The sequence below is a fragment of the Nonomuraea sp. ATR24 genome (genome assembly GCF_041950485.1).
GTDB lineage: Bacteria > Actinomycetota > Actinomycetes > Streptosporangiales > Streptosporangiaceae > Nonomuraea > Nonomuraea ceibae.
Window position 1 is genome coordinate 137,885 of record NZ_JBGNUU010000020.1, and the last position, 16,937, is coordinate 154,821.

Genomic DNA, 16,937 nt, shown 5'->3' on the forward strand with positions numbered 1-16,937 from the left:
GCTCCCTAATAGATCGGTCTACATATTTTCTGGGCATAAAAAGAGCCGCCTCCGTGGCGGGGAGGCGGCCCCAGGGGTCAGCGCAGCAGCCCGGCGAGCACGGCGGCGACGCGGTCCAGCGGCTCCCGGCTGCGGTGCGCCTTGGCCAGCAGCAGCGCCCCCTCGATCAGCGCCAGGACGGTGACGGCGAGATCGTCGGCGTCCGGCCGCCCCGCGAGCCGCGCCCGCAGGGCGGCCTCCCACGACGTGTAGACCTCCGAACACGCCTGCTGGAGCGGGTCGCTGGCGGCGGCCATCTCGAGCGCCACGGTGGCCACCGGGCAGCCCTTGCGCCAGCCCGACTCCTCCAGCCGGTCGCCCAGCAGCCGCAGCACCTCGTCCACGGCCAGGTCGTCGAAGGCCGACCCGATCGCCGCCCCGGCGCGCCGGATCGACTCGCCGACCAGCTGGTCCTTGCCCTCGGGGAAGTGGAAGTACAGCGACCCGCGCGGCGCCCCGCTGGCGGCGATCACCTGGTTGAGCCCGGCATTGGCATAGCCGCCCGCCTCGACCAGCTCCTGGGTCGCCTCCAGGATCCGCAGCCGGGTCTCGGCCCCCTTCTTGCCCATGCCGAAAAACTAGACCGATCTACATATTCTGTCAACGCCGAGCCGGTCGGCCACGTCAGTGCATCGAGATGTGGACGTGGTCGTAGTGGTTCTCGGTGATGCTGCCGCGGTTGGACATGGCGTTCCAGCCGGAGCCGTGATTGATCCGCTGCTTCCAGATCACGTACTTGACCCCGAGCTTGTCCCGGTTCTTCACGGTCCATTCGGCGATGCGGTCGCCGAGGGCGTTGTTGGCCGCGGTGGGCATGGAGCCGCCGGCGCTCATCATGAAGTCGCAGGCCCGCCCCAGCGGGTGCTCGCCGCTGGACCCCGAGCGGAAGCAGCCGACGCTGAACGGCAGCTTGAAGCTCTTCTCGATCTGCGCCTTCATCGCCCGGGTGCGGGCGGTGATGTTGTCGGTGCCGCTCGGCAGCTGCGGGGCCCAGGTGCCGTCGGAGCGCCGCCCGGTGCTGAACGGGATCAGGTCCTCCAGCTTCTTCTCGATGTCGCCGATGACGTCCTCGGCCTCGTCGCGCTGCTTGGCCACCTCGGTCGTGTCGGCGCTGAGCCGGCGGGCCAGGGCGGCGGCCGCGTCGGCGGCCTTCTTCTGCTCGTCGCGGGCGGCGGCCACGCCGGCCACGATGGCCTGCTGCTCGGCGGTGAGCTGTTCGACCACGGCCGCGCCGGCCCCGTCGGGCGGCACCATGTAGTAGGGCAGGCCCAGCGTGCCGCTCTGGTAACGAAGTCTGGCGAGCTCGCCCACCTTCAGCTGGGCGGCGGCGAGCGCCTGGTCGGCGGCGGCGAGCCGCTTCTTGGCCGCCTCGGCGGCCTCGCGGGCCTTGGCGAGCTCGACGCGTTTGGCGTTGTAGCGCTCGATGAGCTGGTCGACCTTCTTGTTGAGCTGCTTCAGGTCGCCGCGGAGCTGGCTCTCGGACGGCTTGGGCTCGGCCGCGGCCGGTGCTGACCAGGTGGCGAACGTCATCGCTGCCGCGGTGACGACGCCGATGGCAAGTCGCGTGGGGGACGCTGACGCCACGTGCGGGGTTTCCTCTCCCTCTGCCGGCCGGGTTAGCTGACGGGTTCGGGCATGGGAGTCGCTTCCCTACCACCGAAGTGGATTCACCCCAGGTGCGGATGGGTCCCCGGCTCCCGGGCAACTCGCCCGGGATTAGGCGTACACGGTGCTATGACCGTGCTTGAAGGGATATTAGTGGTAGATCACGAGTAATGCGACATCAATCGGAAATCAATTAGTGATCTACCTGTGATCGAAGCATGCGTGCCGCCTCTTCCGGGAGCACGTCGTTGACGAAGGCTCCCATGGCCGACTCCGATCCCGCCAGGTACTTCAGCTTGCCCGGCGCCCGCCGGATGCTGAACAGCTCCAGATGAAGATAGCCCAGCTCACGGTCCTGCCGGACCGGCGCCTGGTGCCAGGCCGAGATGTACGGCATCGCGACGCCGAACAGCCCGTCCAGCGCGCGCAGCACCGAGGTGTAGAGCGGGGCGAACGCCGCCCGCTCGGCCTCCGACAGCGCCGCCAGGTCCGGCACCCGGCGATGCGGGTAAAGATGCACCTCGAACGGCCACCGCGCGGCGGCGGGCACGAACGCCGTCCACAGCTCGTTGGCGGCCACCACCCGGGTGCCCGCCTCCCGCTCGGCCGCCAGCACGTCGGCGAACAGGTTGCGCCCCGGCCGCCGCGCCGCATAGCGCCTGGCGGCGCCGAGCTGCAGCTTGGTGCGCGGCGTGACGTACGGATAGGCGTAAATCTGGCCGTGCGGGTGGAAGAGCGTGATGCCGATCTCCTCGCCCCGGTTCTCGAAGCAGAACACCTGCTCCACGCCCTCGATCGAGGACAGCTCGGCCGTGCGGTCGGCCCACGCCTCCATGACCAGCTCCACCCGGTCGTCGGAGAGCTGCGAGAACGACGAGGAGTGCTCGGAGGTGAAGCACATCACCTCGCACCGCCCCACCCCCGGCCGGACCTCGCTCAGCCCGCCCACGTCCGCGTAACTGCCGAGATTGCGGGAGAACGACGGGAACCGGTTCTCGAACACCACCACGTCGTAGTCGTCCGCCGGGATCTCCGACGCCCGCTCTGCGGACGACGGGCACAGCGGGCACTCGTCGGCCGGAGGCAGGAACGTGCGCGTCTGCCGGTGCCCGGCGACCGCGATCCACTCCTCGGTCAGCGGGTCGTAGCGCAGCTCCGACGCCACCGGCCGGGGATCGAGCGGCCGCCGGTCGATCGCGCTCCGGTCGGCGTCGTCACGCCGGTCGAAGTAGATCAGCTCCCGGCCGTCGGCCAGATGGGTGATGGTGCGCTTCACTGCGAGCCCTCCGCGATGATCAGTTCGCCGGCGCGTTCGGCCAGCTCCGTACGTGCCTCCTGGGGCAGCCCGGGGTCGCTGATGACCACGTCGGCCTCGCGCAGCTCCGCGATCGTGCTGATGCCGACCGTGTTCCACTTGGTGTGGTCGGCGGGCACGACCAGCCGGTGCGCGGCGCTGACCAGCTCCCGGTCGGTCTCGGACTCCAGCAGGTTGGGCGTGGTGAACCCGGCCCGCACGCTCATCCCGTGCACCCCCAGGAACAGGGTGTCCACGTGCAGGCGCCGGATCGCGGCCACGGCCACCGGGCCGACGAGCGCGTCGGAGGGGGTGCGGACGCCGCCGGTGAGCACGACCGTGCGATCGGCGCGCGGATTGCGGTGGAAGACCTCGGCCACGGGGATCGAGTTGGTGATGACGGTCAGCTCCGGCACCCCGATCAGGTGACGGGCCAGCGCCCACGTCGTGGTGCCGGCCGACAGGGCGACCGCGGTGCCGGGCCGGACGAGCTGGGCGGCGCGCCGCGCGATGGACTCCTTCTCCTGCTGCTGGCGGGCCGACTTGGCGGTGAAACCCGGCTCCTCGGTCGAGCCGGGGCCGAGCGTCGTGGCGCCGCCGTGGACCTTCTCCAGCAGCCCGCGCTCGGCGAGCACCTCCAGGTCGCGGCGGATCGTCATGTCGGAGACGCCGAGCTCGCGCACGAGATCGGCCACCCGGACCCCGCCTGCGCTGCGGACGCGTTCGAGAATCGCCTGCTGACGCTGCTGTGCGAGCACGCCCCCGCTCCTTCCAACAGATTCCACCAAATTATGACACGAATATGTTGGGGAATGTTAGGTCACCGGGACGCTTGTCCAGCGCCCCGATGCGGGAGACATTGAGAGAGCCCCATCACCAGGAGGGATGCGACATGGCCAAGCGCGCACGCAAGGGCAAGGCACGCAAGAAGAAGAAGGCCAACCACGGCAAGCGCCCCACGGCGCGCTGACTCACCCGGGCAGCTCGCTCAGCGCCTCGTCGATCCGCTCCTGCGGCAGCGTGAAGTCCGTCATCTCGCCCGACAGGTAGCGGTCGTAGGCGGCGAGGTCGAAGTGCCCGTGCCCGCACAGCGCCGTCAGGATGACCTTCGCCTCGCCGCTCTCCGCGCACCGCCGCGCCTCGGCGATGGTCTCGGCCAGCGCGTGCGTCGGCTCCGGCGCGGGCACGATGCCCTCCGTCCTGGCGAACGTCACCCCGGCCTCGAAGCACTCGGTCTGCGACCGGGTCACCGCCTCGAACAGCCCGAGCTCGTACAGGTGCGACAGCAGCGGCGACATGCCGTGATAGCGCAGCCCGCCGGCGTGGATCGGGTCGGGCACGAACCCGTGGCCGAGCGTGTGCATCTTGAGCAGCGGCGTCAGCCCGGCCGTGTCGCCGAAGTCGTAGGCGTAACGGCCGCGCGTGAACGACGGGCAGGCGGCCGGCTCGACGGCCCGCAGCACCGGCCCGCCCTCCCCGGCGAGCTTGCCGCGCAGGAACGGGAAGGCCAGCCCGGCGAAGTTCGACCCGCCGCCGGTGCAGCCGATGACCAGGTCGGGCCGCTCGTCGAGCTGCGCCAGCGCCTCCTCTCCGATCACCGTCTGGTGCATCAGCACGTGGTTGAGCACCGACCCGAGCGCGTACCGGGTGTCGGCCGCCCCGGCCGCCGCCTCGACCGCCTCGCTGATCGCGATGCCCAGGCTCCCCGGCGAGTCCGGGTGGCCGGCCAGCACCTTGCTGCCGGACATCGTCACCGGTGACGGGCTCGCGTGCACCGTCGCGCCGTACACCCCCATGAGGGAGCGCCGGTAGGGCTTCTGGTCGTAGGAGGCCCGTACCATCCAGACCTCGCACTCCACCCCGAACTGGGCGCACGCGAACGCCAGCGCGCTGCCCCACTGCCCCGCGCCGGTCTCGGTGGTGAGCCGGCGCACGCCCTCACGCGCGTTGTAGTACGCCTGCGGGACCGCCGTGTTGGGCTTGTGCGACCCGGCGGGCGAGACACCCTCGTACTTGTAGTAGATCCTGGCCGGGGTGCCCAGCGCCCGCTCCAGCCGGCGCGCCCGCACCAGCGGCGTCGGCCGCCACAGCCGGTAGACGTCGAGCACCTCCTGCGGCACCGGCACGAACCGCTCCTGGCTCACCTCCTGCCCGATCAGCTCCATCGGGAACAGCGGCGCCAGATCGTCCGGCCCCACCGGCTCCCGGGTGGCCGGATGCAGCGGCGGAGGAGGCGGAGCGGGCAGGTCGGGAACGATGTTGTACCAGTGGCTGGGGATCATCCACCCAGTCTGCGCCGCCGCGCGCCGCCGTTCCAGTCGCCTTCCCGCATGGCCAGCCGCCCCGGATGATCGGCCCGTACGAGCACGTCCGCCGTCTCGGCGGGCCGCACGTCCCGCTCGTAGCGGTCATATGCCGGCAACCGCCACCGTTCGGACTCGGGCGTGCGCCGTTCCAGCGCACCCGCCGACAGCCACAGGTGCACGCTCAGCTCGACCGGCAGCCCCCGCCCCAGCAGCAGCGTCCCGTCCAGCAGCAGCACCCCGCCCGGCGCCAGCGTCTCGTACGGCAGCCGGAAGGCCCGGTCGATGCGGCTGTCCCACAGCGCGGGCAGCACCCGCCCCGAGCCGCCCGGGCCCAACGGCTCCAGCACCTCCCGCAGCAGCCCCTTCACGTCGAGCCAGTCGTCGTAGAACACGTCAGGATCGGTCCGCCCGTGCTCCAGCCGCAGCGACGCCGGGCGCAGGAAGTCACCCGCCGACACCCGCAGCACCTGCCGCCCGCGCACCCGCAGCGGCGCCGCCAGCCGGTCGGCCAGCTCCCCGGGCGCCGCCGCCGGAGCCCCGTCGACGACCACCCGCGCCCAGCCGTCGCCCGGCCCCGCCGCGATCGCCTCGGCCAGCTCCTCGACGAGCGCCTCCATCGAGATCGGTCGTGCACGCATCACGTCCGAGCCTACGGGCTCCGATGCGCGTGCTCCCGCGTTCCTGGACCCGGCCCGATCACTCGGCCACGATGAGGCCATGACGCAGAACGGATCGGCGCAGCGGCCCGCGACGGACGGGGACAAGGGCCGTCAGCTGAACTGGCCGGCGACCGTGAGCGCCCTCGCCACCTCGGTGGCTGCCGTGGTCGCGCTGATCGCGTACCTGGCCCCGCCCGGGCAATCCACCGGGACAAAGACTCCGTCCCCGTCCCCGTCCGAGTCCCAGTACTCCCCGTCGCCCGACCGGGAGACCAGCCGCCCGCCTTCGGACCCGCCGCCCCCCGACCCGGAAACCACCCGTGCTGACCCCGTCACGTCCGTGGTGCTGCCCCCGGTTCCCCCCATCGGCTGCGCCGAGGCGACGGCCGCACTCAACGCCTACAGCCGGAACGCCGGCGACACCCGCAGCAGCCATGCAGGCGCGGCCCAGCAGGCGTACTCGGAGCTGATGGGCGTGGCCCTGAACGCCCAGGGAGCGGTCGGGCAGAAGGTCACCAGGCTGGCCAGAGAGTTCCAGGAACTGAACTTCCGCCTGACCGGCATGGTCATGGACGACCCGAACGAGGTGCTCACAGACATCCGGACCGACATCGCGGAACTCAACAGACTGTGCACCCCCGCCTGACACGGCAGGGGGCCGAGCTGGCCTTACGGCTGTGGAGCGGACGACGGGAATCGAACCCGCGTAGCTAGTTTGGAAGACTAGGGCTCTACCATTGAGCTACGTCCGCGCGAACCGGTCGAACTCTGGTCTAGACTTCATCCGGTCGTCAGGGCGTAAGCGTACCGGAGTCCCGGAGCGTGTGCGTACCCGGCGCCGACGGGGCGTGGCGCAGCTTGGCAGCGCGCTTGCTTTGGGAGCAAGAAGTCGCAGGTTCAAATCCTGTCGCCCCGACCCAGCTCAAAGGCCCCACCCGATCCCGGGTGGGGCCTTCTGCGTGACTGAGTGGGTGGCTTTTGGGAGGTCGCGGGTCGAGTTCCAGGACGCCGGACCGGGCGGCGGCGGTCAGAGGCTCCGTACGTTTTCGGCGACGTACTGGAAGCCGTCCTGCTCGCGCCGGACGATGTCGAACGTGACGCGTTCGCCCGCCCGCAGGCTCCGGTACCCGTCGGCGATGATGTCGCTGAAGTGCGCCCAGGCGTCGTGCCCGTCCGGAAGGGACGGCGAGGAGAGGACGCCCCACCCTTCCTCGGCGTGCCAGACCTTGACCGTGCCGTGAACCGTGCTGTCGGACATGCCGCCCATCCTGGCACGGGCGTCCCCCGGGCGGGGGAGCGCGGTGGCCCGCGGGCGGGAGGCGGCGCCAGCGCGTGATCACGACGATGGACCCATGCGTACGAACCCCGTCGTCGTCCCCCGCTGGCCGGTGGTGGCCGCGCACGCCGCCGCCCTCGTGGCGCTCCCGTCCGGGCTGTGGCGGATCGGCCTGGTGCTCGGCTTCCCGCTCGGCTACACGGAGGAGGGCCTGCGCGCGTTGCTGGGGACGGGAGCGGCAGGGCCGGCGTACCTGGTGGCGCTGAGCGTGCTGACCGAGGGGGCGGGGCTGCTGACGCTCGGCCTGGTGCGGCCGTGGGGCGAGGTGGTGCCGCGCTGGGTCCCGTATGCGGGAGGCAGGGTGATCCCGCGCCGTGCGGTGCTCGCGGCGGCGTGGACGGGCGTCGCGGTGCTGGCGGTGCTGTGGACGCCGTTCCTGTTCTGGTGGGCGGTGCCGCACGGCGACATGACGGCCACCGGGCACCTGCTGGTGGGGTTCGTCTATCTGCCGCTGGTCACGTGGGCGCCGCTGCTGGCCGCCGTCACGCTGGCCTACCAGCGGCGGACGCGCTGAAGGTCAGGACTCGTCGGTGCGGAACAGGGCCCACACGGCCTTGCCGCCGCGCGCCAGCGGGTCCCAGCCCCAGCACTGGCTGTACGTCTCGACGATGTAGAGGCCGCGCCCGTTCTCGGAGATGAAGTCGGGCTCCTTGGGCGTGGGCACGTCGTCGCTCGGGTCGGCCACGGCCAGCAGGACGTGCGGCGCCACGCGCATGAGCAGCAGCGTGATCTCGCGCCCGCCCCGGGCGTACATGGCGTAACGGACCGCGTTCGTCACCAGCTCGGAGACCACGAGCGCCGCGTCGTCGCTCAGCTCGGACAGGCCCCAGCCGCTCAGCGTGGTGCGGGTGACGTCCCTGGCGGTCTTGACCGAGTCGGCCTGGAAGGGCAGCGGGCACGCGGTGGTGTACGGCTTGCCCGAGGTGAGGAGCTGGTCGAAGCCCACCTCACGGGTGATCTGCAGGCAGTCGGCAGTGGCCAGAGGATCCTCCACCATCCCGCCGATACCTCCCAGTCGCCTTCGGTTTAGTGCATGTTTGGCCCAATATGCACTAGGCCATCATGGGTCACGATCCCGTGTCGCTGCAAGACCCAAATGCACGTGCATGTGCAATGTGCAGCAGCATGAGCGATTTCCGCATACGTATCCGAATCGGACACCAGGTTGAGACCTTGTCATACCCGGCAAACAGATGTCACTGTGTGTGCGGACCTTGATAGGAGGCAAAGTGACGCAGAACCAGCCGGGTTCCGGGCCTACGGCGCTGCGCATCCTCCTGGGTTCCCAGCTGCGCAGGCTCAGGGAAAGCAGGGGCGTCACGCGCGAGGAGGCGGGCCACCTCATCCGGGGGTCCGAGTCCAAGATCAGCCGTATGGAGCTGGGCCGGGTCGGGTTCAAGGAGCGTGACGTGGCCGACCTGCTCACCCTGTACGGAGTGGTCGACGACGGGGCCCGCGCAGCCGTGCTGGACCTGGTCGCGACCGCCAACGAACCCGGCTGGTGGCACCGCTTCAACGACATCCTCCCCACCTGGTTCCAGGCGTACGTCGGCCTCGAGGAGGCCGCCGCCCGGATCAGGACGTACGAGGTCCAGTTCGTGCCGGGACTGCTGCAGACCAAGGAGTACGCGCGCGCGGTCGTCACGGCGGGATCCGCCGGGGTCGGCGCGGAGGAGATCGCGCGGCGGGTCGACCTGCGGCTCGAACGCCAGCGCGTGATCGACAGGCCCGACGGCCCGGTCTTCTGGGCGGTGATCGACGAGGCGGCGCTGCGCCGGCCCATCGGCGGCGCCGAGGTCATGAAGGCGCAGCTGCAGCACCTCATCGACCTCATGCGCCAGCCGAACATCACCATCCAGATCATGCCGTTCAGCTTCGGCGGCCACAGCGCGGAGGGCGGCGCGTTCAGCATCCTGCGCTTCCCCGACAGCGACCTGCCCGACGTGATCTACGTCGAGCAGCTCGCCAGCGCCCTCTACCTGGACAAGCGCGAGGACGTGGACCGCTACACCGAGGTCATGGAGAGGTTGTGCGCCGTCAGCACGACCCCTGACGAGACCATCGAGCTGCTGCGCGTCATCGCCGAAGAGTTCTGAGAGCTACCTGCTCTGCCCTAGACTGACGGACGGCGTTTGGATCCGCCGTGGCGGAGCATGCCCAGCGCCAATACGTGGGCGCGGCGCGCGAGCCGTACCGAATGGACGCGCCCGCGATCACCAGAAGCTTGATCAAGGAGACCACCCCGTGAAGACCGCTGTCGAGGAGCTCAGCCCGACCCGGGTGAAGCTCACTGTCGAGGTGCCGTTCGACGAGCTGCGCCCGAGCATGGATGCGGCGTACAAGAAGGTCGCGCAGCAGGTGCGCGTCCCCGGGTTCCGTCCTGGCAAGGTCCCGGCCCGCATCATCGAGCAGCGCTTCGGCCGGGCGGTAGTGCTGGAGGAGACCCTCAACGACGCGGTGCCCAAGCTCTACGGCCAGGCCGTGGACGAGGTAGACGTGTTCCCGGTCAGCCAGCCCGACATCGAGGTCACGAAGATCGAGGACGGTGAGCAGATCGAGTTCACCGCCGAGGTCGACATCCGGCCCAACTTCGACGTCCCCGACTACAAGGGCGCCGAGGTCACCGTCGACGCCGCCGAGGTCTCCGACGCCGACATCGACGCCCAGCTCGACTCGCTGCGCCAGCGTTTCGCCACGCTGACCGGCGTCGAGCGGCCCGCTGCCACCGGCGACTTCGTCGTCATGGACCTGCGTGCCGAGATCGACGGCCAGAACATCGAGGAGCAGCAGGCCAGCGAGGTCTCGTACGAGGTCGGCGCCGGCTCGGTGCTCCAGGGCCTCGACGCCGCCCTCGAGGGCATGTCCGCGGGCGAGGAGAAGACCTTCAGGACCGAGCTCGTCGGCGGCGCCAACGCCGGCGAGGAGGCTGACGTGATCATCAACGTCAAGTCGGTCAAGGAGAAGGTCCTGCCCGAGCTCGACGACGAGTTCGCCCAGCTGGCCAGCGAGTTCGACACGCTCGACGAGCTCAAGGCGAGCATCCGCGAGCAGGCCCGCCGCAACAAGCTCATCGAGCAGGTCGTCCAGACCCGCGAGAAGGCCCTCGACACGCTGCTCGAGAAGATCGACATCCCGATCCCCGACAGCGCGCTCAAGGCCGAGATCGACGCCCGCAAGCACAACCTCGACCATCAGATCGCCGAGAGCGGTCTGAGCCGTGACGCCTTCTTCCGTCTCTACCAGACGACGGAGGAGGAGCGCTTCGCCGAGTTCGAGACCAGCTCCGCCAAGGCGATCAAGGTCGGCTTCGTGCTCGACAAGATCGTCAAGGCCGAGGAGCTCGGCGTGACCGAGCAGGAGCTGACCAACTTCGTGGTGCGCCGCGCCATGGAGATGGGCGTCCAGCCCAACCAGCTGGCCCAGCACCTGGCCGACAACGACCAGCTCACGCTGGCCATGGTCGAGATCGTCCGTGACAAGGCCAAGTCCGTCATCGGTGACGCCGCCAAGGTCGTCGACACCGAGGGCAACGAGGTCGACCTCAAGGCCATCTACACCGAGATCAACGGTGAAGAGGTCGTCGAGGAAGAGGACGAGTCCGAGGAGAAGGCCGAGGCCTGATCCCCGCCCCAGCGCGCGCGAAGCCCCCACGCCCCTGGCCTGGGGGCTTCGCGCGTGCCGGAGACCCGACCTGCGCCGTCAGCGAACAGTACGTGGACCGGGCATGACCGGGGGGCGGCGCGCGTTAGGGTCACAAGCAAAGCCCATCGATTACGACGCATCGGAAGGTGACGCTGTGACCAGCCCGCCGACCTTCTATCAGCCTGAGTCGCGAGGCCGTGAGAACGGCACGTCCTTCCGGCTTGAGGACCAGCTTTACCAGCGCCTGCTGCGCGAGCGCATCATCGTGCTCGGCCAGGAGGTCAACGACGAGATCGCCAACCGGATCTGCGCCGAGCTGCTCCTGCTGGCCGCCGACGACCCGGATCGCGACATCAGTCTTTACATCAACTCGCCCGGCGGCTCCGTGAGTGCCGGCATGGCGATTTACGACATGATGGAGTACGTGCCCAACGACGTCTCCACCGTGGTGATGGGCATGGCGGCCTCGATGGGGCAGTTCCTGCTCTCGGCGGGGGCGCCGGGCAAGCGCTACGCGCTGCCGCACGCCCGCGTCATGATGCACCAGCCCTCGGGCGGCATCGGCGGCACCGCGGCCGACATCGCCATCCAGGCCGAGCAGATGCTCTACGTGAAGAAGACGCTGGCCGAGCGGATCGCCTTCCACACCGGCCAGCCGCTGGAGCAGATCGAGGCCGACTCCGACCGCGACCGCTGGTTCACGGCCGACGAGGCCAAGGACTACGGCTTCATCGACCATGTCGTGCGCAGTGCTCGGCAGGTGCCCTCGCAGGGCCCGGTTTCCTAGGGGTATCTACTGTGAACATCGAAAGCCGCTACGTGCTCCCGCAGTTCACCGAGCGCACGTCCTACGGGACCAAGACCATGGACCCGTACACCAAGCTGTTCGAGGACCGCATCATCTTCCTCGGCGTGCAGATCGACGACGCGTCGGCCAACGACGTCATGTCGCAGCTGCTGACGCTGGAGTCCCTCGACCCCGACCGTGACATCAGCATCTACATCAACTCGCCGGGCGGCTCCTTCACCGCCATGACGGCGATCTACGACACGATGCAGTTCGTCCGGCCGGAGATCCAGACCGTCTGCCTCGGCCAGGCCGCCTCCGCGGCGGCCGTGCTGCTGGCCGGCGGCACCCCGGGCAAGCGCTTCGCGCTGCCCAACGCCCGGGTGCTGATCCACCAGCCGTCCACCGAGGGCGGCGGCCAGGGCAGCGACATCGAGATCCAGGCCCGCGAGATCCTTCGCATGCGGACCCTCCTTGAGGACATCGTGGCGAAGCACTCGGGAAAGACCTCTGCCGAAGTCCGCAAGGACATCGAACGCGACAAAATTCTCAACGCGGATGAGGCAAAGGCGTATGGTCTGATCGACGACATCATCCCGTCCAGGAAGAAGCGAGCTCAGGCTGTGGCTTCCTAGACGAGACGACCCGCACCGGAGCGGTGCCCAATAGGGCACGTTCCGGTGCGACTCGCCGCTAGGGGGCTCACTGAGGGCCCAGAAGACGGTAACGTCGAAACCTGAGCGGTTCGGCCTAGTCCGGAGGATGTCCGGCGACACTGCTCGATGAGCAGGGCGGTCCCACGCAAAGGAGTATCTGGGGTGGCACGCATCGGCGACGGGGGAGACCTGCTGAAGTGCTCGTTCTGTGGAAAGAGCCAGAAGCAAGTCAAAAAGCTCATTGCCGGTCCAGGCGTCTACATCTGCGATGAGTGCATCGATCTCTGCAACGAGATCATCGAGGAGGAGCTCTCCGAGTCCTCCGAGCTCAAGTGGGACAACCTGCCCAAGCCGAGGGAGATCTTCGAGTTCCTCGACGCCTACGTCATCGGTCAGGACAAGGCGAAGAAGGCGCTCTCGGTGGCGGTCTACAACCACTACAAGCGGGTGCAGTCCGGCGACCGGGGCAGAGACGACGGCCTGGAGCTGTCCAAGAGCAACATCCTGCTGCTGGGCCCCACGGGCTCGGGCAAGACGCTGCTCGCCCAGACGCTGGCGAAGATGCTCAACGTGCCCTTCGCCATCGCCGACGCCACCGCCCTCACCGAGGCCGGTTACGTGGGCGAGGACGTCGAGAACATCCTGCTCAAGCTCATCCAGGCCGCTGACTACGACGTCAAGAAGGCCGAGACGGGCATCATCTACATCGACGAGGTCGACAAGATCGCCCGCAAGAGCGAGAACCCGTCGATCACCCGCGACGTCTCCGGTGAAGGCGTGCAGCAGGCCCTGCTGAAGATCCTCGAAGGCACCACCGCCTCGGTGCCCCCGCAGGGCGGCCGCAAGCACCCGCACCAGGAGTTCATCCAGATCGACACCACCAACGTGCTGTTCATCTGCGGTGGCGCCTTCGCCGGCCTCGAGAAGATCATCGAGTCGCGCATCGGCAAGAAGGGCATTGGCTTCAACGCCGTCATCCGCTCCAAGGAAGAGATCGACTCGGTCGACATCTTCGCCGACGTGATGCCCGAGGACCTGCTGAAGTTCGGCATGATCCCCGAGTTCGTCGGCCGCCTGCCGGTCATCACCTCGGTGCACAACCTCGACCGCGAGGCGCTCATCCAGATCCTCACCGAGCCGCGCAACGCCCTCGTCAAGCAATACCGCAAGCTCTTCGAGCTCGACGGGGTCGAGCTGGAGTTCACCGACGACGCGCTCGAGGCCATCGCCGACCAGGCGATCCTGCGCGGCACCGGCGCCCGCGGCCTGCGCGCCATCCTGGAGGAGGTGCTCCTGTCGGTCATGTACGAGGTACCGTCCCGGCAGGATGTGGCCCGCGTGGTCATCACCCGCGAATCGGTCCTGGAGCACGCCATCCCGACGCTCGTCCCGCGCGACCAGCTCGCCGCCAAGCAGCAGCGGACTCCGCGCGAGAAGTCGGCCTGAGCCGCCGCTGAGCCGCCGCGACAGCGGCAACGCCCCGTGGACCCGGTCCATGGGGCGTTTCCCTTTCCCGTCTCCCTAGAATTGGTCACTGTGACAACGCCAGAGCTGCCTACCCAGTACACCCCGGCCGACGTCGAGACCCGAAGCTACGAGCGATGGGTGTCCGAAGGCTACTTCCACGCCGACCCGGGCAGCTCGCGGGAGCCGTACAGCATCGTCCTGCCCCCGCCCAACGTCACCGGCGTGCTGCACATCGGTCACGCGCTCGACCACTCCATCCAGGACGCCCTGAGCCGCCGCGCCCGCATGCGCGGGCACGAGACGCTGTGGCTGCCCGGCATGGACCACGCCGGCATCGCCACGCAGAACGTCGTCGAGCGCAAGCTCGCCGCCGAGGGCCTGTCCCGCCACGACCTGGGCCGCGAGGCGTTCGTCCAGCGGGTCTGGGAGTGGAAGGAGGAGTCCGGCGGCCAGATCCTCGGCCAGATGCGCAAGCTCGGCGACGGCGTCGACTGGTCGCGCGAGCGCTTCACCATGGACGAGGGCCTGTCCCGGGCCGTCCAGACCATCTTCAAGAAGCTCTTCGACGACGGGCTGATCTACCGCGCCGAGCGCATCATCAACTGGTGCCCGCGCTGCCTGACCGCGCTGTCCGACATCGAGGTGGAGCACAGCGAGGACGAGGGCGAGCTCGTCTCGATCCGCTACTCCGACGAGATCGTGGTCGCCACCACCCGGGCCGAGACCATGCTCGGCGACACCGCCGTGGCCGTCCACCCGTCCGACGAACGCTACGCGCACCTGGTCGGCACCCTGGTCGAGGTGCCGCTGACCGGCCGCATGATCCCGGTGGTCGCCGACGAGCACGTCGACCCGGCCTTCGGCACCGGCGCCGTCAAGGTGACGCCCGCGCACGACCCCAACGACTTCGAGATCGGCCGCCGCCACTCGCTGCCGTCGCTGACCGTCATGGACGAGCGCGGCGTCATCACCGCGCACGGCCCGTTCGAGGGGCTCGACCGGTTCGAGGCACGGCCCGCCGTCGTCGCGGCCCTGCGCGCCGAGGGGCGCATCGTCGCCGAGAAGCGCCCGTACGTCCACTCCGTCGGCCACTGCTCGCGCTGCAAGACCGTGGTCGAGCCGCGGCTGTCGCTGCAGTGGTTCGTCAACGTGGCGCCGCTCGCCAAGGAGGCCGGCGACGCGGTGCGCGACGGGCGCACCCGCATCCACCCGCCGGAGCTGGCCAAGCGCTACTTCGACTGGGTCGACGACATGCACGACTGGTGCATCTCCCGGCAGCTGTGGTGGGGTCACCGCATCCCGGTCTGGTACGGCCCGGGCGGCGAGGTCGTCTGCGTGGGCCCCGACGAGACCCCGCCGGAGGGCTACGTCCAGGACCCGGACGTGCTCGACACCTGGTTCTCCTCCGGCCTGTGGCCGTTCTCGACGCTCGGCTGGCCCGACGCCACGCCCGAGCTGGCCCGCTTCTACCCGACCTCGGTGCTCGTCACCGGCTACGACATCCTGTTCTTCTGGGTCGCGCGGATGATGATGTTCGGCCTGTACGCGATGGACGGCGAGCCGCCGTTCCGCGTGGTGGCCCTGCACGGCATGGTCCGCGACCAGTACGGCAAGAAGATGTCGAAGTCGTTCGGCAACGTCGTCGACCCGCTCGACTGGGTGGAGCGCTTCGGCGCCGACGCCACCCGCTTCACGCTGCTGCGCGGGGCCAACCCCGGCGCGGACGTGGCGGTCAGCGAGGAGTGGGCGGCGGGCTCGCGCAACTTCTGCAACAAGATCTGGAACGCCACCCGGTTCGCGCTGATGAACGGCGCCACCGTCGGCCCCCTCGAAGGGCTCACGCTGACGGCGGCCGACCGGTGGATCCTGTCGCGGCTGCAGAGTGTGATCAAGGCGGCTGACGAGGCGTTCGAGGAGTTCGAGTTCGCCAAGGCATCCGACCTGCTCTACCACTTCGCCTGGGACGAGGTCTGCGACTGGTACCTGGAGCTGGCCAAGATCCAGCTCGGCGAGGGGCTGGAGCACACCCGGCTGGTGCTCGGGCACGTGCTCGACGCGCTGCTGCGGCTCATGCACCCGCTCGTCCCGTTCGTCACCGAGGAGCTGTGGCGGGCGGTCACCGGCGGGGAGTCCGTCGTGGTGTCCTCCTGGCCGCAGGCCGATCAGCGCTACGCCGATCCCGAGGCGGAGGCGGAGATCGTCGCGCTGCAGGAGCTGGTGACCGAGGTGCGCCGGTTCCGCTCCGACCAGGGCCTCAAGCCCGGCCAGAAGGTGGCCGCGCGGCTGGCGCTGGCCGGCACCCCGCTCGAGGGGCAGGAGTCGGCCGCCCGTTCGCTGCTTCGGCTCACCGAGCCGTCGGAGACCTTCAACCCGACGGCCAGGTTCGCCGTGGGCGGGGTGGGCGTCGAGATCGACACGGCGGGCGCGATCGACGTGGTCGCCGAGCGCAAGCGACTGGAGAAGGACCTGGCCGCCGCGCGCAAGGAGGCCGCCCAGGTCGCCGGCAAGCTCGGCAACGAGCAGTTCATGGCCAAGGCGCCGGCCGACGTGGTGGCCAAGGTGCGGGGGCGGGCCGACCAGGCCGCCGCCGACATCGAGCGCCTCGAGTCCCAGCTCGCCGCGCTGGGTTTGAGCTAGCCGGACGAGGGGAAGGTTCATTCGTTACCGAGAATGGACCTTCCACGGTCCAGAGGCTGCTACAGTTTTCCACGCGGGGCGGTTCAGCCCCCAAACCCCTTGCAACGGATCTCCGGGCAACCGGCCGTGTCAGAGCGTGATTGGACACGGCGCGAAAGTTCGGGTAAGTTACGAGGGTTGCCTCGGAAGGGGCGTCCGGAAGCTACCGGATCGGGCGGTTTGACAAGGATCGTCCGGATCTGATAAGCTAGCGGAGCTGAAACGAGCGCCTCCGGCGCTGAGACCCACGGTCTCGGTCAAGGAAGTACGCGTCCGTTTCTTGAGAACTCAACAGTGTGTCAAAAGCCAGTGCATGAAGTTTTTCATGCAACACCTCGTCAAGTATTTGACGGATATGTTGCCTGGTATCAAACCTTTTTTGGAGAGTTTGATCCTGGCTCAGGACGAACGCTGGCGGCGTGCTTAACACATGCAAGTCGAGCGGAAAGGCCCTTCGGGGTACTCGAGCG

17 protein-coding genes, 2 tRNA genes, 1 rRNA gene and 1 riboswitch are annotated in these 16,937 nt (G+C 69.2%); of the genes, 11 read left to right on the forward strand and 9 right to left on the reverse strand.

Going from position 1 to position 16,937, the window contains the following annotated elements:
* Nucleotides 1-77 precede the first annotated feature (77 nt).
* The 4 genes from ACBI99_RS36165 to ACBI99_RS36180 form a co-directional block, all read right to left on the reverse strand.
* Nucleotides 78-608: a TetR/AcrR family transcriptional regulator gene (locus ACBI99_RS36165; RefSeq protein WP_219515997.1), complete on the reverse strand. Its 531-nt coding sequence runs from the start codon at nucleotides 606-608 to the stop codon at nucleotides 78-80.
* Between the two features lie 55 nt (nucleotides 609-663).
* The gene (locus tag ACBI99_RS36170) at nucleotides 664-1,623 is read right to left on the reverse strand and encodes a hypothetical protein (protein WP_219515998.1); all 960 of its coding nucleotides are present in this window, start codon (nucleotides 1,621-1,623) and stop codon (nucleotides 664-666) included.
* Nucleotides 1,624-1,630: 7 nt separating this feature from the next.
* Nucleotides 1,631-1,772: riboswitch (cyclic di-AMP (ydaO/yuaA leader) on the reverse strand.
* Between the two features lie 65 nt (nucleotides 1,773-1,837).
* Nucleotides 1,838-2,920 carry a galactose-1-phosphate uridylyltransferase gene (gene galT / locus ACBI99_RS36175; protein WP_375074514.1) on the reverse strand — a complete coding sequence of 361 codons (1,083 nt, stop codon included), beginning with the start codon at nucleotides 2,918-2,920 and terminating at the stop codon, nucleotides 1,838-1,840.
* Nucleotides 2,917-3,696: a DeoR/GlpR family DNA-binding transcription regulator gene (locus ACBI99_RS36180; RefSeq protein WP_357590193.1), complete on the reverse strand. Its 780-nt coding sequence runs from the start codon at nucleotides 3,694-3,696 to the stop codon at nucleotides 2,917-2,919. The genes galT and ACBI99_RS36180 overlap by 4 nt, the downstream gene beginning before the upstream one ends.
* Before the next feature lie 134 nt (nucleotides 3,697-3,830).
* Between ACBI99_RS36180 and ACBI99_RS36185 the strand changes: the two genes are divergently transcribed.
* Nucleotides 3,831-3,908 carry a 50S ribosomal protein bL37 gene (locus ACBI99_RS36185; protein WP_371825749.1) on the forward strand — a complete coding sequence of 26 codons (78 nt, stop codon included), beginning with the start codon at nucleotides 3,831-3,833 and terminating at the stop codon, nucleotides 3,906-3,908.
* Between the two features lies 1 nt (nucleotide 3,909).
* Here ACBI99_RS36185 and ACBI99_RS36190 read toward each other — a convergent pair whose 3' ends face one another.
* Nucleotides 3,910-5,220: a TrpB-like pyridoxal phosphate-dependent enzyme gene (locus ACBI99_RS36190; RefSeq protein ID WP_357590195.1), complete on the reverse strand. Its 1,311-nt coding sequence runs from the start codon at nucleotides 5,218-5,220 to the stop codon at nucleotides 3,910-3,912.
* On the reverse strand, nucleotides 5,217-5,882 hold the full coding sequence (locus ACBI99_RS36195) for a uridine kinase (RefSeq protein WP_357590197.1): 666 nt from the start codon (nucleotides 5,880-5,882) through the stop codon (nucleotides 5,217-5,219). Before ACBI99_RS36195 ends, ACBI99_RS36190 begins: the two co-directional genes overlap by 4 nt.
* A gap of 79 nt (nucleotides 5,883-5,961) precedes the next feature.
* Here ACBI99_RS36195 and ACBI99_RS36200 point away from each other — a divergent pair, with 79 nt between their 5' ends.
* The gene (locus tag ACBI99_RS36200; RefSeq protein WP_375074515.1) at nucleotides 5,962-6,549 is read left to right on the forward strand and encodes a hypothetical protein; all 588 of its coding nucleotides are present in this window, start codon (nucleotides 5,962-5,964) and stop codon (nucleotides 6,547-6,549) included.
* Between the two features lie 32 nt (nucleotides 6,550-6,581).
* On the opposite strand, the gene ACBI99_RS36205 is transcribed toward ACBI99_RS36200, so the two are convergent.
* Nucleotides 6,582-6,655 (reverse strand) — tRNA-Gly (locus ACBI99_RS36205).
* Nucleotides 6,656-6,745: 90 nt separating this feature from the next.
* Between ACBI99_RS36205 and ACBI99_RS36210 the strand changes: the two genes are divergently transcribed.
* Nucleotides 6,746-6,819, forward strand: a tRNA-Pro gene (locus ACBI99_RS36210).
* 111 nt (nucleotides 6,820-6,930) lie between these two features.
* Here ACBI99_RS36210 and ACBI99_RS36215 read toward each other — a convergent pair.
* Nucleotides 6,931-7,161, reverse strand: a complete 231-nt coding sequence (locus tag ACBI99_RS36215) for a cold-shock protein (RefSeq protein ID WP_375074516.1) — start codon at nucleotides 7,159-7,161, stop codon at nucleotides 6,931-6,933.
* Nucleotides 7,162-7,255: 94 nt separating this feature from the next.
* Here ACBI99_RS36215 and ACBI99_RS36220 point away from each other — a divergent pair, with 94 nt between their 5' ends.
* Nucleotides 7,256-7,753 (forward strand): hypothetical protein, encoded by a 498-nt coding sequence (locus ACBI99_RS36220; protein WP_375074517.1) that lies wholly within the window; start codon nucleotides 7,256-7,258, stop codon nucleotides 7,751-7,753.
* A 3-nt stretch (nucleotides 7,754-7,756) separates the two neighbouring features.
* On the opposite strand, the gene ACBI99_RS36225 is transcribed toward ACBI99_RS36220, so the two are convergent.
* Nucleotides 7,757-8,236 carry an ATP-binding protein gene (locus ACBI99_RS36225; protein WP_219516045.1) on the reverse strand — a complete coding sequence of 160 codons (480 nt, stop codon included), beginning with the start codon at nucleotides 8,234-8,236 and terminating at the stop codon, nucleotides 7,757-7,759.
* Between the two features lie 232 nt (nucleotides 8,237-8,468).
* Between ACBI99_RS36225 and ACBI99_RS36230 the strand changes: the two genes are divergently transcribed.
* The 7 genes from ACBI99_RS36230 to ACBI99_RS36260 form a co-directional block, all read left to right on the forward strand.
* Entirely contained in the window at nucleotides 8,469-9,335 is an 867-nt protein-coding gene (locus tag ACBI99_RS36230) for a helix-turn-helix transcriptional regulator (RefSeq protein ID WP_219516053.1), read from the forward strand.
* A 148-nt stretch (nucleotides 9,336-9,483) separates the two neighbouring features.
* Nucleotides 9,484-10,860, forward strand: coding sequence for a trigger factor (gene tig, locus ACBI99_RS36235; protein WP_219516063.1), 1,377 nt, complete (start codon nucleotides 9,484-9,486; stop codon nucleotides 10,858-10,860).
* Between the two features lie 175 nt (nucleotides 10,861-11,035).
* Nucleotides 11,036-11,668, forward strand: coding sequence for an ATP-dependent Clp protease proteolytic subunit (locus ACBI99_RS36240; protein ID WP_219516065.1), 633 nt, complete (start codon nucleotides 11,036-11,038; stop codon nucleotides 11,666-11,668).
* Nucleotides 11,669-11,679: 11 nt separating this feature from the next.
* Nucleotides 11,680-12,303, forward strand: coding sequence for an ATP-dependent Clp protease proteolytic subunit (locus ACBI99_RS36245; RefSeq protein WP_219516066.1), 624 nt, complete (start codon nucleotides 11,680-11,682; stop codon nucleotides 12,301-12,303).
* Between the two features lie 183 nt (nucleotides 12,304-12,486).
* Nucleotides 12,487-13,770, forward strand: a complete 1,284-nt coding sequence (clpX, locus tag ACBI99_RS36250) for an ATP-dependent Clp protease ATP-binding subunit ClpX (RefSeq protein ID WP_049576077.1) — start codon at nucleotides 12,487-12,489, stop codon at nucleotides 13,768-13,770.
* A gap of 81 nt (nucleotides 13,771-13,851) precedes the next feature.
* On the forward strand, nucleotides 13,852-16,428 hold the full coding sequence (locus ACBI99_RS36255) for a valine--tRNA ligase (protein WP_375074518.1): 2,577 nt from the start codon (nucleotides 13,852-13,854) through the stop codon (nucleotides 16,426-16,428).
* Nucleotides 16,429-16,843: 415 nt separating this feature from the next.
* Nucleotides 16,844-16,937 (forward strand): 16S ribosomal RNA (locus tag ACBI99_RS36260); the annotation flags it as partial.